This is a genomic window from Mycobacterium sp. 2YAF39 (genome assembly GCF_052114565.1).
Taxonomy (GTDB): domain Bacteria; phylum Actinomycetota; class Actinomycetes; order Mycobacteriales; family Mycobacteriaceae; genus Mycobacterium.
This window is the reverse complement of the sequence record NZ_JBFREZ010000002.1, coordinates 536,095-558,915: the sequence shown is the minus strand read 5'-3', so window position 1 is coordinate 558,915 and position 22,821 is coordinate 536,095. Positions and strand designations below refer to the sequence as shown.

The 22,821-nt window shown below is 64.4% G+C and carries 23 protein-coding genes; 8 read left to right on the top strand and 15 right to left on the bottom strand.

The genetic code is table 11. The features are described from left to right. Positions 1-34: 34 nt before the first annotated feature. From AB4Z42_RS08150 to AB4Z42_RS08135, 4 genes are all read left to right on the top strand, one after another. A complete protein-coding gene (locus AB4Z42_RS08150; RefSeq protein WP_442008612.1) occupies positions 35-667 on the top strand; it encodes a TetR family transcriptional regulator in 633 nt (210 codons plus the stop codon). Positions 668-828: 161 nt separating this feature from the next. After that, on the top strand, positions 829-1,425 hold the full coding sequence (locus AB4Z42_RS08145) for a TetR/AcrR family transcriptional regulator (protein ID WP_442008611.1): 597 nt from the start codon (positions 829-831) through the stop codon (positions 1,423-1,425). A gap of 147 nt (positions 1,426-1,572) precedes the next feature. After that, positions 1,573-2,019: an MmpS family transport accessory protein gene (locus AB4Z42_RS08140; RefSeq protein ID WP_442008610.1), complete on the top strand. Its 447-nt coding sequence runs from the start codon at positions 1,573-1,575 to the stop codon at positions 2,017-2,019. Then, entirely contained in the window at positions 2,016-4,925 is a 2,910-nt protein-coding gene (locus AB4Z42_RS08135) for an MMPL/RND family transporter (RefSeq protein WP_442008609.1), read from the top strand. Before AB4Z42_RS08140 ends, AB4Z42_RS08135 begins: the two co-directional genes overlap by 4 nt. 29 nt (positions 4,926-4,954) lie before the next feature. On the opposite strand, the gene AB4Z42_RS08130 is transcribed toward AB4Z42_RS08135, so the two are convergent. Genes AB4Z42_RS08130 through AB4Z42_RS08115 form a run of 4 tightly spaced genes read right to left on the bottom strand, consistent with a single transcriptional unit; the run spans position 4,955 to position 8,666 of the window. Further along, positions 4,955-5,500 carry a nuclear transport factor 2 family protein gene (locus AB4Z42_RS08130; protein ID WP_442008608.1) on the bottom strand — a complete coding sequence of 182 codons (546 nt, stop codon included), beginning with the start codon at positions 5,498-5,500 and terminating at the stop codon, positions 4,955-4,957. Between the two features lie 26 nt (positions 5,501-5,526). After that, a complete protein-coding gene (locus tag AB4Z42_RS08125; protein WP_442008607.1) occupies positions 5,527-6,693 on the bottom strand; it encodes a sulfotransferase family protein in 1,167 nt (388 codons plus the stop codon). Further along, entirely contained in the window at positions 6,686-7,321 is a 636-nt protein-coding gene (locus tag AB4Z42_RS08120; protein ID WP_442008885.1) for a TetR/AcrR family transcriptional regulator, read from the bottom strand. The genes AB4Z42_RS08125 and AB4Z42_RS08120 overlap by 8 nt, the downstream gene beginning before the upstream one ends. Then, entirely contained in the window at positions 7,308-8,666 is a 1,359-nt protein-coding gene (locus AB4Z42_RS08115) for an aromatic ring-hydroxylating oxygenase subunit alpha (protein ID WP_442008606.1), read from the bottom strand. Before AB4Z42_RS08115 ends, AB4Z42_RS08120 begins: the two co-directional genes overlap by 14 nt. 89 nt (positions 8,667-8,755) lie before the next feature. Between AB4Z42_RS08115 and AB4Z42_RS08110 the strand changes: the two genes are divergently transcribed. Beyond that, positions 8,756-10,516 carry an N-acyl-D-amino-acid deacylase family protein gene (locus AB4Z42_RS08110; RefSeq protein WP_442008605.1) on the top strand — a complete coding sequence of 587 codons (1,761 nt, stop codon included), beginning with the start codon at positions 8,756-8,758 and terminating at the stop codon, positions 10,514-10,516. Between the two features lie 27 nt (positions 10,517-10,543). Beyond that, positions 10,544-11,026: an SRPBCC family protein gene (locus tag AB4Z42_RS08105; protein ID WP_442008604.1), complete on the top strand. Its 483-nt coding sequence runs from the start codon at positions 10,544-10,546 to the stop codon at positions 11,024-11,026. 28 nt (positions 11,027-11,054) lie between these two features. Here the strand turns inward: AB4Z42_RS08105 and AB4Z42_RS08100 are convergent, their stop codons facing one another. The 8 genes from AB4Z42_RS08100 to AB4Z42_RS08065 all read right to left on the bottom strand — a co-directional run bounded on the left by AB4Z42_RS08100 (position 11,055) and on the right by AB4Z42_RS08065 (position 19,115). Then, positions 11,055-11,900 (bottom strand): mycofactocin-coupled SDR family oxidoreductase, encoded by an 846-nt coding sequence (locus AB4Z42_RS08100; RefSeq protein WP_442008603.1) that lies wholly within the window; start codon positions 11,898-11,900, stop codon positions 11,055-11,057. Positions 11,901-11,970: 70 nt separating this feature from the next. Then, positions 11,971-12,882: an acyl-CoA thioesterase gene (locus AB4Z42_RS08095; protein WP_442008602.1), complete on the bottom strand. Its 912-nt coding sequence runs from the start codon at positions 12,880-12,882 to the stop codon at positions 11,971-11,973. Positions 12,883-12,884: 2 nt separating this feature from the next. After that, on the bottom strand, positions 12,885-13,490 hold the full coding sequence (locus AB4Z42_RS08090) for a VOC family protein (protein ID WP_442008601.1): 606 nt from the start codon (positions 13,488-13,490) through the stop codon (positions 12,885-12,887). A gap of 53 nt (positions 13,491-13,543) precedes the next feature. After that, a complete protein-coding gene (locus tag AB4Z42_RS08085) occupies positions 13,544-15,835 on the bottom strand; it encodes an ATP-binding cassette domain-containing protein (protein ID WP_442008600.1) in 2,292 nt (763 codons plus the stop codon). An 8-nt stretch (positions 15,836-15,843) separates the two neighbouring features. Further along, positions 15,844-16,752 (bottom strand): phosphatidate cytidylyltransferase, encoded by a 909-nt coding sequence (locus AB4Z42_RS08080; RefSeq protein ID WP_442008599.1) that lies wholly within the window; start codon positions 16,750-16,752, stop codon positions 15,844-15,846. A 1-nt stretch (position 16,753) separates the two neighbouring features. Next, positions 16,754-17,404, bottom strand: coding sequence for a lysophospholipid acyltransferase family protein (locus tag AB4Z42_RS08075; RefSeq protein WP_442008598.1), 651 nt, complete (start codon positions 17,402-17,404; stop codon positions 16,754-16,756). Between the two features lie 116 nt (positions 17,405-17,520). Continuing rightward, the gene (locus tag AB4Z42_RS08070; protein ID WP_442008597.1) at positions 17,521-18,300 is read right to left on the bottom strand and encodes an SDR family NAD(P)-dependent oxidoreductase; all 780 of its coding nucleotides are present in this window, start codon (positions 18,298-18,300) and stop codon (positions 17,521-17,523) included. A 68-nt stretch (positions 18,301-18,368) separates the two neighbouring features. Further along, complete coding sequence (locus AB4Z42_RS08065) at positions 18,369-19,115, bottom strand: PAS and ANTAR domain-containing protein (protein WP_442008596.1); 747 nt, start codon at positions 19,113-19,115, stop codon at positions 18,369-18,371. 134 nt (positions 19,116-19,249) lie between these two features. Between AB4Z42_RS08065 and AB4Z42_RS08060 the strand changes: the two genes are divergently transcribed. Continuing rightward, on the top strand, positions 19,250-19,597 hold the full coding sequence (locus AB4Z42_RS08060; protein ID WP_442008595.1) for a MerR family transcriptional regulator: 348 nt from the start codon (positions 19,250-19,252) through the stop codon (positions 19,595-19,597). A 9-nt stretch (positions 19,598-19,606) separates the two neighbouring features. On the opposite strand, the gene AB4Z42_RS08055 is transcribed toward AB4Z42_RS08060, so the two are convergent. Beyond that, a complete protein-coding gene (locus tag AB4Z42_RS08055) occupies positions 19,607-20,764 on the bottom strand; it encodes an LLM class flavin-dependent oxidoreductase (RefSeq protein ID WP_442008594.1) in 1,158 nt (385 codons plus the stop codon). Between the two features lie 48 nt (positions 20,765-20,812). Here AB4Z42_RS08055 and AB4Z42_RS08050 point away from each other — a divergent pair, with 48 nt between their 5' ends. Continuing rightward, positions 20,813-21,271 (top strand): OsmC family protein, encoded by a 459-nt coding sequence (locus tag AB4Z42_RS08050; protein ID WP_442008593.1) that lies wholly within the window; start codon positions 20,813-20,815, stop codon positions 21,269-21,271. Between the two features lie 2 nt (positions 21,272-21,273). Here the strand turns inward: AB4Z42_RS08050 and AB4Z42_RS08045 are convergent, their stop codons facing one another. Continuing rightward, on the bottom strand, positions 21,274-22,098 hold the full coding sequence (locus AB4Z42_RS08045) for a hypothetical protein (protein ID WP_442008592.1): 825 nt from the start codon (positions 22,096-22,098) through the stop codon (positions 21,274-21,276). Next, positions 22,095-22,721 (bottom strand): TetR family transcriptional regulator, encoded by a 627-nt coding sequence (locus tag AB4Z42_RS08040; protein WP_442008591.1) that lies wholly within the window; start codon positions 22,719-22,721, stop codon positions 22,095-22,097. Before AB4Z42_RS08040 ends, AB4Z42_RS08045 begins: the two co-directional genes overlap by 4 nt. Between the last annotated feature and the right edge of the window lie 100 nt (positions 22,722-22,821).

The following is a 22,821-nucleotide window of genomic DNA, read 5'->3' as shown; positions in this document are numbered from 1 at the left end:
GCGTTACTTGGCGCGTAGAGTAACATCGTTACTCGTGGCTCGGCAAGGATCGCGCATCGCAGGCGAACAACCTGCTGCCGGTGTCGGCGATGCCCCCGATGCCGTCATCGTCGCGGTGGTTGAACTGCTCGAAACCGAAGGCTATGAGGCGCTCCAGTTGCGTGAGGTCGCCCGGCGGGCGAGGGTTTCGATGACCACCATCTATCGCCGGTATCCAACACGTGAAGCATTGATTGTCGGGGCGCTGCGATGGTGGATGGACGAGAACCGGTACGCGGGTGTCGCAGCCAGTGCCGCCGAACAGCTGTCCGGTTCGATGTACGACGACCTTATGGCGTTGTTTCGCACCATTTTTCAGCCCTGGGAACAGAATCCGCGCATGCTCCGGGCATACTTCCGAGCCCAGGCGGGCCCGGGTGGTCAGGGACTGACCGAGCACGGGTTCGATGTGGTGGTACCCGTCGCCCGCACGATTCTTGCCCAGGCCGACCCCGCATTTGCAAGCGACATGGAAATGATCCTGTCTGGGGTCATCTACGGCTTGCTCGGACAGTTCGCGGACGGTGCCATCGCCGTAACCGACATCCTGCCAGCGCTCGACCGCGCAGTCTTCTGGTTGACGGCCTCCCAAGCCGCCGCGCACGCAAACAGTGATCTATCGCCGTAACCCGGCGATCGCCAACTCGTCTTGATGCCCGGATGGCAACGCCGGCCACAAGGCGTGCACGGGTGGATCGGGGGGCGTTTAATTCCATGGTCGAGGCTGAGTGCGCAGGAAGTGGGGCTCAATAGTCTTGTCTGTGAGGTGAATCGATCTAGGGTAGTGCGATGACCCGGAGCGCCACCCATGCTGTGGAGTCCTCGCCGTGGTCGCCGCGGGAGGCCGAACTCCTCGCCGTCACGCTGCGGCTGCTGCAGGAGGAAGGTTATGACGGGCTGACTGTGGATGCGGTGGCCGCGGGCGCACGGGCGAGCAAGGCCACCGTGTACCGGCGGTGGCCGACCAAGGCCGAACTGGTACTGGCCGCATTCATCGAAGGCGTGCGCCAGGTCGCCGTGGCCCCCGAGACCGGCACCCTGCGCGGTGATCTGCTGCAGATGGGCTTGTTGTGCTGCGAGCAGGCGCGCACGCATGCGAGCACCATGCGGGCGGTTCTGGTCGAAGTGTCGCGCAACCCCGCGCTCAACGATGTCATGCAGCATCAGTTCCTAAATCAACGGAAGGCCCTGTTCGAGCACGTCTTGGGGCAGGCCGTCGACCGCGGTGAAATCGACGCCGCCGCCATCACCGAGGACCTTTGGGATGTGATGCCCGGATATCTCATCTTCCGGTCCATCTGGTCGGGGCGGGAGCCCAGTCGCCGCACGGTCGAGACCCTCGTCGACGACGTGATGATTCCGAGCCTGACCCGGACCAGGGAATAATTTCCCGTGGCCAACAGCTGGTGTGTGCGTACGGCTTGTGCCGTCCGGTACCGTACCGTACTGTCAACCAGGTTGATATACCGCCAGACTGGAATGGGGTCGTTCCTCAGTACAAGCATCGTGTCGTGGGAATCGAAAGGTTGACGGGTGCAGAGGATTTCGGTTGGTCGCGCGTTGGGGCGACGCTGGATGCTCATCGTCGCGATCGTGGTGGTCGCTGTGGCAGGGTTCGCCGTGTACCGCCTGCACGGCGTATTCGGCTCCGGCCATGACACGTCGACCCCCAACGCCCTTTCGGACGAAATCGTGCCGTTCAACCCCAAGCGTGTGGTTCTCGAGGTATTCGGCCCGCCGGGCGCCGTGGCGACCATCAACTATCTGGACATCAACGCCCAGCCTCAACGCGCCGAGAATGTGCCCCTGCCGTGGAGGTACGACACCACCACGACTCAGCCGGCAGTGCTCGTCAACGTGATGGCGCAGGGTGACAGCGATTCCCTTGGCTGTCGCATCACCATCGACAACGTGGTGAAGGACGAGAGAACGGTCAACACGATGAACGCCTACACCTACTGCTTGGACAAGTCGGGATGACCAACGATCAAGAATCACGCACGTCCTTCACGGACCGCGCCGCGAAGTGGATTCGTTGGCTTGCGGTGCCGATCGTGTTGTTCTGGCTGGTCCTCGCCGGAATCACCAATGCACTTGTCCCACAGTTGGAGGTTGTTGGCGAAGCCCACAACGTGGCGCTGAGCTCGCCGGATTCGCCGTCGCTGCAGGCATTCAAGAAGATCGGCGAGGTCTTCAAGGAGTTCGACTCCGACAGTGCGGCAATGATTGTGCTCGAAGGCGACGAACCGCTCGGCGCCGACGCACACCAGTTCTACGACACGCTGATCAAGCGCGTCGAGCAGGATCGCGAACACGTTCAGCACGTCCAGGACTTCTGGGGAGACCCGCTGACGGCGGCCGGCTCACAGAGCTCGGACGGCAAGGCGGCCTACGTCCAGGTATTCCTCACCGGCAACCAAGGCGAAGCGAAGTCGATCGCATCCGTGGATGCGCTGCGCGAAATCGTGAACAGCACGCCTGCCCCAGCCGGGGTCAAAGCCTATGTCGCCGGGCCGGCGCCTCAAGTCGCCGACCAATTCGAGGTGGGCAACGAAGGCACTACGAAAGTCACCGTGTTGACGGTTCTGGTGATCGCGGTGATGCTGCTTTTCGTCTACCGCTCAGTGGTCACCATGATCCTGGTGCTCATCACCGTCCTGATCGAAATGTCAGCGGCCCGAGGCATTGTGGCGTTCCTCGGCAACTCCGGGATCATCGGGCTGTCGACCTACTCGACGAACATCCTCACCCTGCTGGTGATCGCGGCAGGCACCGACTACGCCATCTTCCTCCTTGGCCGCTACCACGAGGATCGCGGCAACGGTCTCGAGCGGGAAGTCGCGTACTACAACATGTACCGCGGGACCTCCCACGTCATCCTGGGCTCGGGTCTGACCGTTGCCGGTGCGGTGTTCTGCCTGAGTTTCACCCGGTTGCCATACTTCGAAAGCCTCGGTATTCCCGCCGCCATCGGCGTCCTGGTGGCTCTGGTTGCCGCACTCACGCTGGCGCCCGCCGTAATCGCCATCGGCGCACGCTTCGGTCTGTTGGAGCCGAAACGCTTGGCGCGCACAAGGGGATGGCGTCGGATCGGCACCGCGATCGTTCGGTGGCCGGGACCGATCCTCGTCGCCACGCTCGCGGTGGCCGCGGTGGGCCTTCTTGCGCTGCCCGGTTACAAGACCAGTTACGACGTCGGGGTCTATATGCCCGACCGTGCTCCGTCGAACATCGGATACGCCGCCGCCGAGCGGCATTTCTCGAAAGCCCGGCTCAATCCCGAGCTGCTGATGATCCAAGCGGATCACGACCTGCGCAATCCGACCGACATGATCCTGCTGGAGCGCGTGGCCAAGGCCGTCTTCCACACGACCGGCGTCGCTCAGGTGCAATCGATTACGCGCCCGTTGGGCACACCGCTCGACCACACGTCGATTCCGTTCCAGATCAGCGCGCAGAGTGCCGGTCAGATACAGAATCTCGGCTATCAGCAGGACCGCGCCAAGGACCTGCTCAAGCAGGTCGACGAGATCGACAAGACGATCGGCATCCTGCGGCAGCAGGCCACCCTGCAGGGCCAGGCGAACGCCGCGACCCACGAACAGGTCGAGGCGTTTCACCAGACTGTTGCCGTCGCGCGGGACCTGCGCGACAAGATCGCCAATTTCGACGACTTCTTCCGCCCGCTCCGCAACTACTTCTATTGGGAGCCGCACTGCTTCGACATCCCGATCTGCTTCGCGCTGCGGTCCCTGTTCGACGCGCTTGACGGGATCAACGCTCTGACGGATCAGTTGGCAAACGTCACAACGAGTCTGGACAAGCTGGATGCCATCCAGCCCAAGCTGCTGGACCTGATCCCACCCCAATTGGCCAGTCAGCAGATCAATCGTGACCTGGTCATGACCAACTACGCCACCCTGTCGGGGATCTACGATCAGAATGCCGCTGCCCTGGAGAACTCGACAGCCATGGGAGCGGCGTTCGACGCGTCAAAAACCGACGACTCGTTCTATGTTCCACCTGAGGTGTTCGACAATGCCGAATTCCAGCGCGGGCTGAAGCTGTTCTTGTCGCCCGACGGAAAAGCGGCCCGGATGATCATCACCCACGACGTCGATCCCGCAACTCCGCAGGGTATTTCGCACATCGATGCGATCAGACATTCGGCGGAGGAAGCCGTCAAGGGGACGCCGCTGGCGGGATCTCACATCTACATCGGCGGCACGGCGGCGACATACAAGGACATCCAGGAGAGCGCGAAGTACGACCTGATGATTGTCGCCATCGCTGCGCTCAGCCTCATCCTGCTCATCATGATGTTCATCACCAGGAGCCTGGTCGCCGCGATCGTCATCGTCGGTACCGTGGCGCTGTCACTCGGCGCCTCACTCGGACTGTCGATACTGGTTTGGCAGCATCTGCTTGGTATCCAGTTGTACTGGGTCATCATCCCGCTTGCCGTAATCCTGTTGCTGGCAGTGGGTTCGGACTACAACCTGCTGCTGATATCTCGATTCAAAGAAGAGATCGGCGCCGGATTGAACACCGGCATCATCCGGGCGATGGCCGGAACCGGTGGGGTCGTCACCGCTGCCGGGTTGGTGTTCGCTTTCACGATGGCGTCCTTCGTCTACAGCGATCTGCGCGTGCTCGGCCAGATCGGCACAACCATCGCGCTCGGCCTGCTGTTCGACACACTGATCGTGCGCTCGTTCATGACCCCGTCCATCGCGGTTCTTCTCGGACGCTGGTTCTGGTGGCCGCTAAAGGTGCGTCCGCGTCCGGCCAGCACCATGTTGCGGCCCTACGGATCCCGCCCCGCAGTCCGTCAGCTCCTGCTGTGGGAGGACGACGATCCAGTTACGTCCACCGAACGCCGTTGAATACGCGGTCGTGGCCGTCCAGTGTGCGCTCAGCCCGGCGGGGGAGCGGCCAATAGTGAGAAGAACTGAAACGACGGGTCCTTCTCGTCGAGGGTTCCTTTGAGAGTGTCTCTCGTGATCGAGTGACTCATGTCCATCGAGGATGGGTCTGTCACCCGGGCCCAGTCGGTGACGATGGTCCGTTCGATCAGTTTCCATGCGTCCTCGCGCTTCTCGTACTTGTCGAGGTAACGCCCGCCGACCACGACATCGATATCGCGGTCCTTGCCGGCGAGGGTGTGGAACGCGATGGTGTAGATCTCTCCTTCGGCCGCGTTTCCGGCAATCGCGAAGTTCGCGGTGGTGATGTTGTGCTGCATCGTCCGGATGTAGGGACGCGCGGCGACGAGCTGCTCGAAGAACTGGTCGATCGAACCCGTCGAGAATCCGCCGTGGGCGTCGGTTGCGTCGTGGTGATACAGGTCCCGCAGCGCCGCGATGTCACCTCGGTCGACTGCGCGGCAGTACGCGTGGACGAGCTTGCGCAGGTGGAATTCGTCGATCATTTCCTGCAGTGCGGTGTCCGTAGATGTCATCTTCGCCTCCTGTCGGGACCTTACGTTCATCCCAACGGCTCGTTGGGGACGTCGAAGTAGTCCTGATAGCGAGATGTTCGCTCCCGGAGTGCCTTCTCATCCAAACCCGTTTGAGCGAACGTGTAGTGGTGTCCGCCGTGTTCGTGGGCGGGTTGGGCATCAAGGAAGCTGCGCATCCTGGCTTCGGCTTCGGCTGTGAACGTCAATCCGAGTTGGGCGTACGCCGCGGCGACGGTGGTGATGGGGTCGGCCGCAAACGATTGGTACTGCACGTCGACCACCTGTGAGGCCGGCACGATTCCGGACTCTCGCGCATCAATCGACCGGTCGAGGCCGTCGATGACGTACTCGGTCCACTCGCAGGCGACCTGCCCGATCGGAGTCTCCCCACTGGCGAATGTGCGTAGCGTGCGCGCCAACGAGGACACCGACGCGATGGTACGGAGTGGATCGCGGTGTGTCTGTATCACCAGCGCGTCCGGATACTGCTTCATCATCGCGTCCAAGGCCCAGATGTGGCCGGGCGATTTGAGCACCCAGCGGTTCACCGGGATTCGGGACTGTAGATGCTGCAGGAATCCGCGATGCCATGCATACGCCGACGTCATGTCAGCTCCGAGAAGCCATTTGGCGTAGCTCGGGACGTGGTAGATCGTCGGGAAAATGAAGCTTCTGAGGTCCATGGCCGTGATGCGGACGCACTCTTGGGCCAGTAGCGGTCCGATGGGGTGCATGGACTTGAGATCGGGGATGATCGACGTCATCATCTCCTGAATCTGACGGCTGTCTTCGATGCGGGGGTCGGTGTCGTGCGTGGCCGCTTCCGGTGGGGGACACGGCGCGTCGACCTCCCACGTCAACGGCGCGCGGGCGTCGGGATCCTGGGCGAGCAATTCGAACAGGATCGTGGTTCCCGTGCGCACCTGACCGACGATGAAGATGGGCCGCTCGATCCGCGCGTCGCCGACTTCGGGGTGTGTGCGCCGGTGCTCGACGATCTGTAGGCGCCTGGTAAGGGATCCGACGAGGTCGGCCTGTGCGACAACTTCTCCGAACTCCGTCAGGCCGGCCTCGGCGACCAGTGCGTCAGTCAGTGCGTCGAGCGCTTCGCGCCATTCTCCACCGCCGAAGTCAGAGAGGCCGGCGCTTTCCTGCGCGGTCGTAATGACCGCGGACGGTGACAGGTCACCCATGGTGCTTGTTGCGCAGCGGCGCCAGCAATGCGTCCAGTCCGTACTCGAACACGGCGTCGTAATCGGTGGGGGATTGCAGGGCTTCGACCAGCGCCTGATCCGGCCACGCATCCGCCCACAGCGACGGATCCTCTTCGTCGTGTTTGGCCCCGCGCACCGCCGAGAACTGCATCACCGCACTGGAAATGACGTGAACTTCCACGACGCGCACGACAAGCGCGGCTTCGCTCCCGGTGACGCCCAGTTCGGAAAGCTCCGCCGCCAACCGCTGCTGAATCGGCAGAAACAGCTGCGGTGTCCGGTCGCGTTCATGAGCGATGGCCAGAAGATTCTGCTTCTCGATGAGCAGCCTTCGTTGCGATCGCGCGATCGACGCGATCCGGTCGATGGGGTTATCGCCATCGCTCGGGAGATGCGTCATCTGTCCGAGCAGCCCCTCGACCAAGCTGTCGAACAGTTTGTCCCTGCCGCCGACGTGCCAATAGATAGACGTAACTGCAACGCCCAGCTGCTCTGCCAACCGGCGCATGGAAAACGCCTCCACCCCATCGACATCGATCAGCCGGGCCGCGGTCTCGAGAATCTGATCGGCCGTGACGGAGGCGCCGTTCTTGTTACGGGGCTGCACCAACCGTCTCACCCCCGGTGATTCGATCGGACTCGGGCAGATCCAGATAGCGTTCGAGATTGCGGTGCGTGTTGATCACACGGCGTTCCTCGTTCGACAACGTCAGGTGGGTCAGCCCCGGCTGGTGCAATCCGCGCTGCAGTCCGGCCAACACCGTGATGTCCTGTGTGAGGACAAGTCCGGGGTGAGCGTCATCAGCCGTCATCCTGACGTCGACCGGCTTGTTGCGAGGCGCGTCGGGTGGCATCCGCATCCATACGATCATCACCAGTTCACCGCGATCGGGGTCGGGGCCGGGACGTGCGGTGAGCACCGTCAAGTGATCAGCGTTGGTCAGCAGCGACATGTTCGGGAACACGTTGTACTGGTGCAGCCGCAGCACCTGATCGGTGGTCGCCCAGCTCAGGTCGACGCCACGACTGTCGGCGAAAGCTTTTGTGCGCGTGGCGATCGCGTCAGCCGCGGACAGCCCGTGTTGATCAGCCGGGAACGGCGTCCCCTCTTCGACGCCCATCAACGCGCCCTGCGTGGTGACGTAGGCGTCCCACACCTCGGCGTCGGTCAGACTCTCCTTGATGCTCGGACTGGGCACTCCGTAGAGCTGTTCGGACTTTCCGGTGTGACCCCAGATCACTTGTGGGGCATACACGTCGTCCATGCATCGGTGGAGCTCCGGGTGCAACGTCTGGATGTGGTAGGTCTCGCTGAATCCGTCGGTGATCGTCTTCCAGTTCGCATCGACCTCGATGGTCATCGTGGCGTAGCACCGGAACTCGCCGAGCCGGTTCCACGCAATGTCGTCTGGCATCGCTTCCAGGTAGTCACGCAACGGGATCGCATCGGCGTCGAGATTGACGAAGACGAGCCGTTCCCAGGTCTCCACCCGAACCGGCAGCAGCGGAAAGTCGGTCAGCCGCAGCTCGCCGAAGCCTTTTCGGTTGGGCACGCGCCGCAGTGAGCCGGCGAGATCCCACGTCCAGCCGTGATAACCGCAGCGCAGTTCACGCAAGTCCGATCCGGATCCGGCGCAGAGTGAATTTCCTCGATGCCGACACACGTTCTGGAAAGCGCGCAGATCGCCGTCGTCGCCGCGAACAACGAGCACCGAGCAGGGGCCGCACCGGTACTCGAAGTAGTCGCCCGGTTCGGCGACATGGTCGAGTGTGCAGGCGAGCTGCCACACCTTGGGCCACATCTGCTCCACCTCGAGGCGGGCGAAGTCCGCGGAGTAATAGCGCTGCGCCGGCACCAGGGTGGGGCGCTGTGGCGGCGGTCCGATCGCGTCTTCGCGCTGGGGGCGGACCGGGTTGCTGACGGTGCCACTGACCGGTGCCGTTCGCGTCACGATTCGCCCTCCGAATCCAGCTGCTACCGTCTGTAACGGTGTTACATTGGCCACCATAACGGCTGGCGAGGATGTCGAGGGAGTAAATCGTGTTCGACTTGAAGATCACTGGCGGAACCGTGGTGGACGGCACGGGCGCGGATCGATTCCAGGCCGATGTGGCCGTCAAGGACGGGAAGATCGTCGAGATTCGCCGCCGCGGAAACGGTGACGCTCCGCTGGAGGGCGAAGCGGCCGAGACGATCGACGCGACCGGCAAGCTCGTCGCGCCGGGGTTCGTCGACATTCATACGCACTACGACGGCCAGGTCAGCTGGGACAGCGTGCTGGAGCCGTCCAGCAATCACGGGGTGACGACCGTCGTCGCAGGCAACTGCGGCGTCGGATTCGCGCCGGTGCGGCCGGGCAGCGAGGAATGGCTCATCGCACTCATGGAGGGCGTGGAGGACATTCCGGGCAGCGCGCTGACCGAGGGCATGACGTGGGGCTGGGAGAGCTACCCCGAGTACCTGGACGTCATCGACAAGCGGGAGTTGGCCGTCGACATCGGAAGCCAGGTCGCCCATGGAACCGTGCGCGCGTACGCGATGGGGGAGCGCGGCGCCCGCAACGAACCCGCCACTCCAGAAGACATCAAGGCCATGGCCCGGCTCGTGCAGGAGGCCGTCGAGGCGGGCGCGCTCGGCTTTTCGACGTCCCGCACGCTCGGCCATCGGGCGATGGACGGCGAACCCGTACCCGGCACCTTCGCTGCAGAGGACGAGCTGTTCGGACTCGGCCGGGCGATGGCGGCGGGCGGGCGGGCCGTCTTCGAACTCGCCCCGCAGGGCGTCGCGGGCGAGGACATCATCGCGCCGAAGAAGGAACTGGAGTGGATGCAACGCCTGGGCGCCGAGATCGACCGGCCCATCTCGTTCGGCATGATCCAGGTCGACGCGGCGCCTGACCTCTGGCGCGAGCAGTTGGACATCTCGGCGGCGGCGCACGCGGCGGGCAGCCAGTTGTACCCTCAGATCGCCGCCCGACCCTTCGGGATGCTCTTCGGCTTTCCCGGTCACCACGCGTTCACCCACCGGCCGACGTTCCGTCGGTTGAAGGCCGAGTGCAGCCGAGCGGAGCTTGCGCAGCGCCTCGCGGAACCCGCGGTCAAGGCGGCCATCCTCGGCGAGGACGACTTGGCGCCGGATCCGAACCTGTTGTTCGACAACATGTTCGCGCTTGTTCAGTACTCGCTCGGTCGGCTCTATTACCTGGGCGATCCCCCCGACTACGAACCGACTCCCGATCAGGCCGTGGAGAAGATCGCCGCCGAGCGCGGCGAGGATCCGTTGGCGACGCTGTACGACCTCATGCTCGAGTCGGACGCGACTGCGATGCTGATGCTGCCGTTCTACAACTACTTCTACGGCAACCACGACGCGATCCGGGAGATGCTGACCCACCCGGCCGGCGTATCGGGGTTGTCCGACGGTGGTGCTCACTGCGGCATGATCTGCGACGCCTCATATCCCACTTTCCTGCTGACGCACTGGGCGAGGGATCGCCACCGCGGGGAGAAGCTGCCGCTGGAGTACGTGGTCCGCAAGCAGACGCATGACACTGCGCAGTTGTTCGGGCTTACCGATCGCGGGGTCGTACAGGTCGGAAAGAAGGCTGACCTCAACGTGATCGACATGAATGCGCTGACGCTGCACGCCCCCCGGATGGCGTATGACCTGCCCGCAGGCGGAAACCGGCTGGTCCAAGGCGCCTCTGGATACAGTGCGACGATAGTCAGTGGCGCCGTCACGCGGCGCGACGGCGTCGACACCGGCGCACGGCCCGGCCGCTTGGTGCGCGGAGCGCGCTGACAACACGACACCGGAAGGCAGCAGCGTATGAGCGTCACGGTCGTCGACGCTGGTCCGCGCCAGATCAGTCGGTCTGTGGAGGTACAGGCCCCTGCGTCCGAGTTGTTCGCAATCGTGGCTGACCCGACGCGCCACCACGACGTCGACGGTTCCGGCACCGTGCGCGCCAATATTCGTGGCCCCGGGAAACTCGCTGTGGGTGAGCGGTTTTCGACCCGAATGCGGATGTACGGTGTGCCCTACCGCATCACCAGCACCGTCACAGCGCTGGAGCCGGACAAGCTCATCGAGTGGCGTCACCCGGTAGGGCACCACTGGCGCTGGGAGTTCGAAGCGCTGTCACCGACACGCACCCGCGTCACCGAGACGTTCGACTACCGGGATACCGGTCGGATCAAGGACGCCCTGAAGTACTACGAGCGCATGGGTTTCGCCAAGAGCAATGCGGCCGGGATCGACGCGACCCTCTCCAAGCTGCGCGATCGGTATGCATCGTCTTCCGAAGAGTGACGGAAATCCATAGCCAGCCCGGAGAGTGTCAGAACTTCGCAGTCGCCCCTGCGTCGATCGGTAGCGCCGCCCCGGTGATGTACTTCGCCTCGTCAGAGGCGAGGAAGAGCACAGCGTTACTGACGGCGCGCGCCTCGAAGTACGGCACCGGCAGCATGTGGAAGTGCCCGATCAGCTCCGCGGCGTCGGCCATGGTCGGTTCGGCCAGATCAGGCCTCAGGGTGCGGTGGAACTGCTCGTTGTCGATCATCGGCGTGAGAATGTTTCCCGGATGGATCGAGTTGACTCGGATCCATTGCGGAGCAAGTTCATTGGCGAGGGAGTTCATCAGTCCGACGACGGCGTGCTTCGCCGAGGCGTAGTGAGCCATGTAGCCGCCGCCGCGAAGGCCCAGCATCGAACTCACCAGGATGATCGATCCGCCGCGCCCGTCGGACATATGAGGCACCGCCACCTTGATCGTGTGCCAGACCCCGGTGATGTTGATGTCGAGCATCGTCTGCCAGGCGGCTTCTTCGATGAGCGCCGCGGGGGCGGGGCTCCCGCTGATGCCGGCGTTGGCAATCACGATGTCCGGGCGGCCCAGCTCGTCGATTCCCGTTTGCAGCGCAGTGCCCAAGGCCTCGACATCTCTAACGTCCGCCTTCGCGGTGACGATGCGGCGGTCCAGCTTCTCGACCAGTGCGGCAGTTTCGTCGAGGTCGGCCTCGGTCGCCAGGGGGTAGGGCGCACCGTCGATATCGCCACAGATGTCGATGGCGATGATGTCGGCGCCTTCCTCTGCCAGTCGGATGGCGTGCTCGCGGCCCTGCCCGCGCGCTGCACCCGTGATGAACGCGACCTTGCCAGCCACCCGGCCAACTGATTTCGACATCGTCACCTCTCGTACTTATGGATTGGCCTCTACACATTCCGCTGCGGCAGGACCGAAGTCAACGATGGCTTCAGGCGATCGGGCGGACGAGCACTTCCTGCGCAGTTGTGGCGACGACGCGTCCGTCAGCGACGCGAATGGTTCCACGGACCATCGCGCGATGCCCGGTGACGGCAACCATCTCCTGTGTGTACAGATGCCATTCCTCGAAGTGGACGGGACGGTGGAACCAGATGGAATGGTCCAGGCTCAGCGCCGCAAGTGATCCATAACCGACACGCTGCGGATGGTTGCGAAGCGCCATGTCGACCAGCAGGTAGTCACTTGCGTAGGCGAGCATGGCGCTGTGGGTGGCGGGGCGATCATCGATCTCGCGCGGTAGGCGCATCCAGTGGGACCGCGGACCGGCTGTCTGTGGACCACCCAGGAACGTGGGTGCCTCCGCGATCCGCATCTCCAGCGGGGGTGGAACCTCGATCCAGATCGCGGCGTTCCGGCGCATATCCGGCGGGGTGTGCTCCACCCAGTGCTGCAGCAGAGGTAGTTCCTCGGGCGGCGGCGCGGGCAGAGGCGGCTGGGCGAGGTCGGGCTCCACGGGATTGGTGTGGAACGAGGCGATCGCCGTCAGAAGGGTGCGCCCGTCCTGCGCCAGGGTGACCTGGCGGGTCGATATTGAGCGTCCGTCACGCACGCGCTCGACGTCGATGTCCAGCGGGGTGTCCGAATCACCCGATCGGACGAAGTACGCGTGTAGGGACTGAGGCAAGTGGTCGCTGACGGTGGCAGTGGCGGCCTGCATGGCCTGTGCAAGCAGCTGACCCCCGAAGACGCGGCCGAACCGACTCGGTTCGTTGGTCGCACGGAACCGGTTGTCGCCCTGCGGTTCCAGCTGCAGGGCGTGTTCGAGGTTGTCGAGTGCTCGGAGAACCGCCTTCTCCAAGGGATTGCCGCTGCCCCGCAGCGGCCCAGTCAGGTCGGACATCGTCACCGGGCCTCGGACTCTTCGGGCACCCGGTAACCCCCACGTGTCATGATCCGGACGGGGTCGATGCCGTTCCAGTTGGCACAGGTATCGGATATGGCGCGCACCTGCGTGAGAAGGCCGGGGTAGCTTTCGACGACCTCGGTGTAGAACCCGAAGTCCGCCGAAGTGTCCACATATGCGACACGGAACTTGCCGGCGTCGCTCTCGGCGGCGATCTTGTAGCCAAGTGCCTCGAAGTACGCCTTCTTACCGTCGTAATCGTCTGTTACGGTGGCGATCTGGTGAAACGCTGAGGTGCCCCCGCGGCTCCAGTTCTGAAAGATGCTCGGTGTGCGGCAATGCTGTTGGATCAATTCGATCTGAACAGGTCCGGCCTGTGCGACGGCGACTTGGATTCGGACCGAGCGCATTTCGCCACCAAAGTTGGTCCGCTGCTCTACGGCGGGCAGGACGTGGAAGGGCCCGATGCCGAATGCGTGCGCCCACTTGGACGCTGCCGCGACTACGTTGTCGACGACGTGACCGAGCTGAAAGAACCGGAACTCGCCGTCGGGCCACGGCTGTTCGAACAGTGGATGAGCCGGTGGCTTTGCGTCGGCGGTCATGCTGCGTCGGCGCTCCTCGGCGTTGAGTTTATGTCGTATCTGTATATCAGTCTTTATCCGGCCGGCAGCCGCAGCCTCCATCGCGCGACGCCGGCGAAGAGTACGGCCAGCACTGCCAACATGGTGACGTCGAAGAGCCACGTCGACGCCGCGTGCTGCCAGTGCGAGTCCTGCGCGATCCCGACAACGAGATTGCTCAGATCCGCCGTCGATGCGGCTGCCGCTAAGCCCCACCGTCCGGGCATGATCCACGCGATGGTCTCCAGGGCCGGCCGACCCGTCACCGGGATGAATCCGCCGGCGAACACCAGTTGCGTCACCAGCGCCGCCGCCAGCAGCATAATGACCTGATCGTTGGTTCGCGCCAGCGCAGACAGTGCAAGCCCCAGCACCGCCGCAACAACGCACGTCGCCGCGACACCGACGAACAACTCCAGCATGGGGATGCCCAGCGCCGCCGCCGACGACGGCCCGGGCTTGCCGAACCCGGGTGCCGTGACGACCAAAACCAGGATCGCTGACTGAATCACGGCGACCGCACCGAACACCGCGATCTTGGCTAGCAGATACGCCGAGGCCGACAACCCCGCCGACTGCTCGCGGCCGAAGATGGCCCGTTCGCCGACCAGATCCCGCACGGTGAGGGTCGCTCCCATCAAGATTGCGGCGAAGCTGATCAACGCGATGACGTGCTTGGGCTCGAAGGGCGCGGAGCCATCCGACGGCGGAAGACCGAAACCGGCGTGGCCGGCGACGGTCAGCGGCAGCAGGCCGATGAGGAACGGCAACATCACAAGGAACGCGAGGTAGCCGCGATCGGCAACGAGCAGCTGCGCCTGGCGGCGTGCGATCGTCTTGCACTGGCTCCACACGCTGGTGCGTGCCGGTTCAGCCGTATGCACCGGACGATCAGTGGCAAGGAGCGCCTCGGTGTCCGTGCTCAATTTCTCCTCGGGCGACCGCTCGTGGGCCGCTGATCCTGAGCGTTCCATGAACCGTCGTTGAACATCGTCGGGATCGGTGCTCACGATCGTGAAGATGTCTGCCCAGTCGGTCGCGCCCATTGCGGATCCGAGCTCGTCGGGCGCCCCGCAGAAGGCGGTCTTCCCGCCAGGTGCCAACAGCAGCACCTGGTCGCACTCATCAAGAAACGCCAATGAATGCGTCACCACCACGATCACGCGGCCGGCGTCGGCGAGTCGGCGCAGCATCGCCATGATGGCCCGGTCCAATGCCGGGTCCAGTCCGGTGGTGGGCTCGTCGAGCACCAGCAGCGACGGGCCGGTCAGCAGCTCCAAGGCGACCGACACACGTTTGCGTTGCCCACCGGACAACTTGTCGATGCGGGTCGTGGCGTGGGCGGTCAACTCGAGTTCCTCGAGTATCTGAGCGATCACTCGTCGTCGGTCGCCGGCGGTGGTGTCGGCGGGCATCCGCAGTTCTGCGGCGAAATCCAGCGCCTGCGCGACGGTGAGCCGGCCGTGCACGACGTCGTCCTGGGGCACCAGGCCGATCCGGCTGCGCAGCGACGCGTATTCGGCTTGAAGGTCGCGGCCGTCGAACCACACTGAGCCACTTGTCGGTTGGGAAGATCCGACAATCGCTCGGGAGAGCGTGGATTTGCCGGAGCCCGACGGGCCGATCACGGCGGTCAGTGTGCCCGGGCGGGCGTTGAACGAAATCCTGTCCAGCAGAACGGCATTGTCTTTGATCGCGAGACTGACGTCGCGTACCTCGAGGCCCCCCGTTGTCGCTGCCGGCTGCGTGCGGCGCACCAGAGCACCATCGGTGAAGACGAAGTCGAGATTGCCGATCGTCACGACATCGGCTTCGGCGAGTGCGGTCGCGTTTACCTTCGCGCCGTTGACGAATGTGCCGCTGCCGTCGGTGTTGTGCAACTGCACGCCCGCATCGGTGGTCACCAACTCGGCGTGGTGACGCGAAGCCAACACGTCCGGCACGACGATGTCGTTGTCGGCGGACCGCCCGATCGTGATCGACTCCCGGGACCGCGTCGGGCTGTCGTCCGCAGGTGACGCGGTTCCGAGTTCGAATGTCAGCGGCGGGCCGTCGGGCTTGCCGAGGTGGATGGTGCGCTGGTCGAGCACCTCGACGGACTGCACGCGCTGCCCTTCGAAGAATGTTCCGTTGGAGCTGTTGTCGTCGACGGCGACCCAACCCTCGTTCAGGTAGCGCAGGATCACATGCGAGCGGGAGATCCGCGGGTGGGAGATGCGAACGTCGGCGCGGACGTCGCGGCCGATGACGATGTCGTCACCCGGCGCGAACGTGCGCTGCCAACCGCCGGAGCGGACGGTGATCGCGGGCGCTGTCGCAGAAACCATCTGAGTGCTCATGCTAGGAAATACGCCAACGGGAGGACGAGCAACAGCGAGTCGATCCGGTCGAGCAGGCCGCCGAAGCCGGGCAGCCAGTCGCCGGCGTCCTTGACCTGAGCCTGCCGCTTCAACATGGACTCGAGCAGGTCGCCGAAGACGCCGCCGACGGAGACCGCGATCAGCAGGCCGATCGAAATGGTGCCCAGCAGCGTGAGGATGATGAACGCCCCGATGATCGCGCCGACCAACCCGCCGACCGTCTTGTTCGGGCTCAACGGGGACAGCGGTCTACGCGCCCAAGCCATGCGGCGCAAGCCTTTTCCGCCACACCAGGCGGCGACGTCGGTGGCCGCGACGGCGAAACACAGCAGAAACGAATCCGGCCATACCATCACCAGGTGCGACAGCGACCAGCAGATCCACACCGAACCGAATGCGGTGAAAGCGCTGCGCTTGGCGCCGTTCTCAATGTCGCCACCGAGCACCGACGGCAACGCGCACAGCAGCAGTATGAGTGGCGCGAGGTGCAACAGCGATGGACGCAGCCAGGCCGCGAGCGGGTACGCCACGGCCAGCGCGACGAGCACGTAGGTGTCTCCTTTCGCCAGTTGTGCCAATCGCGCGTACTCGATTACCGCGACGACGGCCAGCACCGCGGCAAGCGCAGCGGTGGTGCCCTCGCCGATCCACATGGGAAAGCCGACGACGGGAGCGATGAGCACCCAGGTGCGCCATTTCTGTACTAGGTCCGGCTTTCGCGAGATCAGCACCGCGACGCCGGCCAGGACCAGAAGCGCCGCCGTGAGCCACATGAAGAACACGGCCCGGGAGTGCAGGTGGATGTGCAATGGACCAAGGTCGAGGTTGAATGGCATCCGCCGGTCGAGGTCAACGAACCACAGGTAGCGATCGACGACCGTCATGTCAGGCCGCCTCGGGGAGCGGGTACCGCTCGACGAGCTCGACGACGGGGTGTTCCCGGTCGCCTCGGAGTAGCACCACCTGCTCACGCAACTGCGGCGCCGAGGTGAGGTGAGGATCGAGGGGCGCCCCCAGGTGGACCCGCATCGGGGCCGGTGAGTAGCGGCCGTCCTTGGGGAGCACGTGGGCTGTTCCCATCACGGCGACCGGAACGATCGGCACGCCGCAATCGCGCGCCAAACGCAGTGCACCGGAGCGGAACTCTCCGATGGTGCCGTCGGTCGACCGGGTTCCCTCGGGATAAAGGATCACCGTGCGTCCGGCCCTCAGCGCCGGACCTGCCGCGGCGAGCAGCGCATCGTAGCCGCCGTCGCCCGACCTTCGTACCGGCAGGATGCCTGCCAAGGACGTGGCGATGAAGCGGCGCATCGGTACCTCGAACCAGTAGTCGGCCGCCGCGCCGAATACTGGAAGGGCCGCGGGCGGCAGTGCCGCCAGCAGGGCCGCGGTGTCGGCGTGGGAGGCGTGATTGGCCACGACCACGCAGCCACCCGAGGTGCTCCAGCCCCCGGTCACGGTCAGGCCGCCGGACACAGCGCACACCGTGCGCCAGAGGGAATGTCGAAGCGCACTCGACAGTCGATGTGTGTTCACGGCGGGCTCCTTTCGTACGTACGAGTCATGGCGCCACGTGGTGTGGCGCCCCGACGTGATGAGTACAGACAATGCGAGCGACTACCGATCCCAAGAACGAGTCGGGTCATGGCGCCTCACAATGCGAACGAAAACCCACCGTTCACCGGAATCGTCTGCCCGGTGATCCACGCCCCGTGGTCGCTGGCAAGCAGCACAGCGAGGGCGGCGGCGTCGTCCGGATCACCCGGACGACGGATCGCGTAATTCTGCAGAATCGCCTTGGCTTGTGGCGAGTCCGCCTGTTCGGCCCAAAACGACTCGGTCATGGGTGTGCGCATCGTGCCGAGCGCGATGTTGTTGGCCGTCACACCGTGGCGCCCGGTCTCGGCCGCGATGGAACGCGTCAGACCGGCAGCCCCCGCCTTGGACGCGGCGTAAGCGGCGCCGTTCGCGTCACCGGTTCTGCCGGCGTCCGACACGATGGTGATGATCCGGCCCCACCGACGGTCGATCATCGCCGGCAGCACCGCACGCGTGCAGTACATCGCGCCGTAGAGGTTCACCCGAAGATACGGTTCCCAATCCGACGGGTCGGATTCGGCGAAGCGGCCGCGCCCGATGAACCCTTCCGCCCCCGCGTTGCCTGCGTTGTTGACCAGGATGTCGATCCCACCAGCCGCCGCAACGGCTTTCGCGACCGCCTCGAAGTCGGTGACGTCGAATACGGCGCTGCTCGCTTGGGCGTCGATCAAGTGCAACTCGTCGACGACGGCCCCGGCGCGTTCGGAACGTAGATCGTTGACGAGTACCTCGGCGCCCGCGGTGGCGAACGTGTGCGCCAAGCCGCGGCCCACGCCCTGGCCGGCGCCGGTGACCAGAACTCGGCGTCCAGTGAGGTCGATGTGCAGGGCCACACCGTGCACCATCGATCAAGCGGATGCTTCTGTCAACGGTTCACGCGCGGCCGTTCGCGTGCGACTCGTCAGGTGATGTTCAGCAGTGCGTGGTCGACCTGCATGCGCGTCCCGGCGGTCAGCGTGCCTGCCATCGCGTTGAGGAAGCGGCGGGCGAGGTCGCGGACTTTGACATTGGTTTCCTGCGACCGCCAGACGAGGATGTCAAATGCGCGTTCCGCGCTGATCCCGTACGCCGCCATCAGCAGTCCCTTGGCCTGTTCGATCTCGGCTCGTGCCTCCGACACTTTGGTCACTGCGGCGGAGATGTCGGATTGCATCGTGTCGGTGTAGTCGACGTAGAAACCGGACGTGCCGATGACTTCACCGTGGTCATTGAGCATGCGCCCGCCGATGACGATGACCCAATGGGTCCGGCCGGCGGTGTCGATGATGCGGTGGCGACTGCTGAACGGCGCGCCGTCGGCAACTCGTTCCAGAATCGCGGCGACCTGTGGGCGGTCGTCGGGATGCTTGTGGCTGAGCAGCAGTTCGGTGGTCGGTGTCACGGTGCCCGGCCGGTAACCATGCAAGCGTTCGACGCTTTCGGACCATTCCCACCGCTGACCGTCGAGGTAGAAGCGAAATCTGCCTACGCGCTGCTCATCGCCGGCGCCCAGGGCGAGGTCGACGTCCGAGTGCGACCCTTCCAGCGGGTTGAACTCGCGGTTCGGCGAGATTTCCGACGGCGCGCTGACCCCATCGATGTGGGGGGCGCCATCGCGCGGATGTAGGAGCATGATCGTCACTCCCGTCGCTGTGATTCCTGTTGTCAACGCGAGATGGTAATCTATGGCGCGAAAAACAGATTTTTTATAACACTGCTGTAGGTCTTGTGCAATACCCCCGCCATATGTTGGCCTTGATCAGGCATAATTTTCCGTCGACCACATCAGGACGTTTCCTCACCATGACCCCCGATGACAAAGAAGACGAGGTCACCAAGACCGGGCCACCCGCATCCGACCGCGGGGTGTACGGGATCTCAGTTGCCGCCGAATTGTCCGGCGTCAGCGAACAGTCCCTGCGGCTCTACGAACGTCACGGTCTTCTGACGCCCGAACGTAGCGCGGGGGGCACCCGCCGCTACAGCGCTGACGACCTCGCGCAACTGGAGCGGATCAGTGAGCTGGTCGCGGCGGGGGTCAACCTTGCCGGCATCGGTCGCATCCTCTCGCTCGAGGATCGCAACGCCGTCCTCGACGAACGCAACATCGTCTTGGAAGGCGACAACAACGCTCTCCGGGCCGGAGACTAGCGCTCCTCGCTACGTGGCCGGGCGTGCCGCGCGTTCCGCGGCGTGGTCTTCGATCGCCTTGCCGATGGCGTGAGATGCACGGTCGACGAATTCGGTCCCGCTGCCGATCACCCAGTCGGCCGAGGCGGCCGGTCCCTTGAGTTGACCCGTGAAATGGGGAATCACGTACTGCGCGAAGAGTTCGTAGCTCTTGAGTTTCGCGGCGGGCGGGGCCCAGTCGTGGTCGAACAGCAGGAAGGCACCGAAGCCGCCGTTGCTCGCTTCCACCAGCTCCTCGATCTTTGCCACCGCATCCTCGGGTGTGCCGATCACCGCGAAACCCGACTCACGATTGTTGGCAACGATCTCCGCGGCGCTACCGCCCTGGACAGGTCCCGCAGGCAGGATGTGCTTGAAATAGCTCGAGAATTCCGAGATGCCGTATTCGACGTCGCGCTCAGCTTGTTCGCGCGTCTCTGCCAGGTGCATCGGGCCGACGAGGCGCCACTTCGAGCGGTCGGCGATATGCCCGTTTTCCAGCGCGACCTCCTCCCACGTCGCCCAGTGGTGGGCAAGCAGATCCATTCCCTGCTTCGCGGTCGCCGCGATCGACAACATGCCGATGCCGTGCTTGCCCGCGCCTCGGGGACCGGTGGGGGAGAAGGACGCCGCGACAGCCACATCGAAGCAGGGGTCGCTGTAGGGCTTGAGCTGCAACCGGGCGTCTTGAAGGGTGAAGCCGTCGGTGTGCATGGTGACGATTTCGCCGCGCAGTAGCCGCACGATCGCCTCGAGACACTGCTCCATGCGCGGCCGCTGCTCGTCGGCCGGTATCCCCAGCATGTGGGCATCCGAGGTGAGTTGTCCGGGGCCACAGCCAAGCATCACCCGGCCCCGGGTGAGGTGGTCGAGCAGCACCATGCGATCCGCCAGCATCAGGGGATTGTGGTACGGCAGCGAGCTCACGCCGGTGCCGAGCTTGATGTGCTTGGTCCGCTCGGCGGCCACGGCGATGAAGACCTCCGGTGATGCGATGATCTCGAAACCGGCGGAATGGTGCTCGCCGACCCACGCCTCGGAGAATCCGAGTTCGTCCATCGCGGCGATCAGCTTGAGGTCTCGCTCGATGGCGAGCGTCGGATTCTGACCGACCGGGTGGAAGGGAGCCATGAAGTTTCCAAATCGCATCCGCCCATTCTGGACCCGGCGCCGCGGTTCTCGGTTAATTTCCGCTGCATGACGACATCTGAGACCGCGCACGACGAGGCGTCGGAAGGCACCGTCGTCGTGGCCGAGTCGGGCTCGGGGACGTACACCCAGCGGATCACCGCGGGGCACCACGAACTGGTTTCCGACGAGCCGCGGCCGGTCGGCGACGATGTGGGGCCCACGCCGTACGATCTGCTGCTCGCGGCGCTGGGCTCCTGTACGTCGATGACGGTCCGGATGTACGCCAAGCGCAGGGACTGGCCGCTCGAACAGGTGCGAGTCACGCTGCGGCACTCACGTATTCACGCCGAAGACTGCGCGGACTGCGAAACGCACATCGGCCTGATCGATCACATCGATCTCGACATCGAGCTGATCGGAGATCTCGACGACGAGCAGCGACAGCGGCTACTGCTGATCGCCGGGCGCTGTCCGGTTCATCAGACCTTGAACTCGGAGATTCGCATCGCCACCACCTTGCGGTGAGGTCAGGGGTGGGTGGCGACGAATGTCTCGTTGGGAAGGCCGGCGGTGAGTTCCTCGACGTCGAAGGGCCTGTCGAGGCGCGCACGTAGCTTCTCCCGATCGGTGAGAAGGCTGATCTCGTAGGTCTGACGGGCGAATAGGCGTGCGATGCGCGGGTACAGCCGTCGCATCAACGCTCGCTCTGTCGGGGAGCAACGCGCAGCGCAGTAGCCGACGTGGCCGACTTCGTCGGTGAGGATCTCGCTGTAGAGCCGCTCGATGCGCGCTGACACTTCTGGCTCGTCGGCGAACAGCTCGATACCGACGCGGCGCAGCTCGTCGAACATCACGCAGCCTGCCATTTCCGCCGCGCCGACGAACAGGAACCCCAGCCGCTCCGGGAGAAACACGCCGATCTTCACGAACTGGCGCAACACGAACGGCGGCGCAACCACGTGAAACGGCAGACCGAAGATGTCGAGGACGTATGCCAACAACCGGGTGTGATAGTGCTCCTCGAGTTCGAGGTAGACCCGCTCGGGTGGCAGGTCGTCGCCGCTGTTGAGCCCGTACGTCTCACCGAGGCCCACACCGAATCGCTCGGCCTGGTTGAGTTTCGCAGTTGCCAAGAGGAACAGCATCTTTCGGTCCACGCCCGGCGCGGGCCGGCGCCGGCGCAGGTTCGCCGCGAACACCTCGCGGTCGGCGGGATGCGCCGACCGCACGGGGTTCGCCTCGAGATCACCGAAGAATTCCTCACGACGTTCCAGCCGCCTGTTCAACAGGTCGGCTTCCCCGTCGCGGCGCTCCAAGAAGATGCGGTAACCCTCAATGCCGTTGTCGTTCATCGTGACTCCATTCCCGAGATGATTGTGTTCACGTATCTATCGATGAGTGCCGCACGGGCCCTGGGTGCGCTCGTGTCGGTGGCAAGCAATGCGAACAGTCCGGTGAGGAAGAAGACTCCGAGTTCACCCGGGTCCGCAGTCTTTTCCACCCGCCCCGCGGCTTGACCCTCGGCGATCGCGGCGATCACGAACTCGGCCAACGGGTGCTCGCTCAACTGATCGTCGACCGGGCGTGTGGAAGAGAAGTGCAGCCCCAACATGTCTCGAAAGAACACCGGGCCCAGACGCCGCTCCGCGGCGAGCACTTCGCGGACCAACGACGACAGCACCGAGAAGAGGTCCGTGAGTTTCGTCTGTCTCGAGGTGAGTCGATCGACGATCTTGACCTCCTCGCCGCGTTCGACTTCGACAACCACGTGTTCCTTGGTCGGAAAGTGGAAGTAGAAGGTGCCTCGTGCCACTCCGACCTTCGCCGCAATGGTGCTGACGTCCGCCCCCGCCAATCCGGATTCGCTGATCTCGGCCACCGCGGCGTCGAACAAGCGGGTGCGCGTCTCGAGGCGCTGGGCTGCGCGTGCGCTCACCACCGACGCATGGTCGGCAGTGGAGGTTGATGGTGGCATTCCGGCAACGTACGTCACTTGCTGACGACTGTCAATGACGGGCGTCAGCGAACACTGCGTGGACAGCGCGGAGGATGTGGAAAAAAATTGACGTTTCCGT

Bases quoted from the DNA above. Each gene is read 5' to 3' on its own strand.
- AB4Z42_RS08060 (WP_442008595.1), top strand. From the start codon at position 19,250: ATGACCCCCGATGACAAAGAAGACGAGGTCACCAAGACCGGGCCACCC.
- AB4Z42_RS08080 (WP_442008599.1), bottom strand. From the start codon at position 16,752: ATGACGGTCGTCGATCGCTACCTGTGGTTCGTTGACCTCGACCGGCGG.
- AB4Z42_RS08130 (WP_442008608.1), bottom strand. From the start codon at position 5,500: ATGACATCTACGGACACCGCACTGCAGGAAATGATCGACGAATTCCAC.
- AB4Z42_RS08085 (WP_442008600.1), bottom strand. From the start codon at position 15,835: ATGGTTTCTGCGACAGCGCCCGCGATCACCGTCCGCTCCGGCGGTTGG.
- AB4Z42_RS08100 (WP_442008603.1), bottom strand. From the start codon at position 11,900: ATGTCGAAATCAGTTGGCCGGGTGGCTGGCAAGGTCGCGTTCATCACG.
- AB4Z42_RS08055 (WP_442008594.1), bottom strand. From the start codon at position 20,764: ATGCGATTTGGAAACTTCATGGCTCCCTTCCACCCGGTCGGTCAGAAT.
- AB4Z42_RS08125 (WP_442008607.1), bottom strand. From the start codon at position 6,693: ATGGGTGACCTGTCACCGTCCGCGGTCATTACGACCGCGCAGGAAAGC.
- AB4Z42_RS08135 (WP_442008609.1), top strand. From the start codon at position 2,016: ATGACCAACGATCAAGAATCACGCACGTCCTTCACGGACCGCGCCGCG.
- AB4Z42_RS08145 (WP_442008611.1), top strand. From the start codon at position 829: ATGACCCGGAGCGCCACCCATGCTGTGGAGTCCTCGCCGTGGTCGCCG.
- AB4Z42_RS08050 (WP_442008593.1), top strand. From the start codon at position 20,813: ATGACGACATCTGAGACCGCGCACGACGAGGCGTCGGAAGGCACCGTC.
- AB4Z42_RS08105 (WP_442008604.1), top strand. From the start codon at position 10,544: ATGAGCGTCACGGTCGTCGACGCTGGTCCGCGCCAGATCAGTCGGTCT.
- AB4Z42_RS08045 (WP_442008592.1), bottom strand. From the start codon at position 22,098: ATGAACGACAACGGCATTGAGGGTTACCGCATCTTCTTGGAGCGCCGC.
- AB4Z42_RS08090 (WP_442008601.1), bottom strand. From the start codon at position 13,490: ATGACCGCCGACGCAAAGCCACCGGCTCATCCACTGTTCGAACAGCCG.
- AB4Z42_RS08040 (WP_442008591.1), bottom strand. From the start codon at position 22,721: ATGCCACCATCAACCTCCACTGCCGACCATGCGTCGGTGGTGAGCGCA.
- AB4Z42_RS08095 (WP_442008602.1), bottom strand. From the start codon at position 12,882: ATGTCCGACCTGACTGGGCCGCTGCGGGGCAGCGGCAATCCCTTGGAG.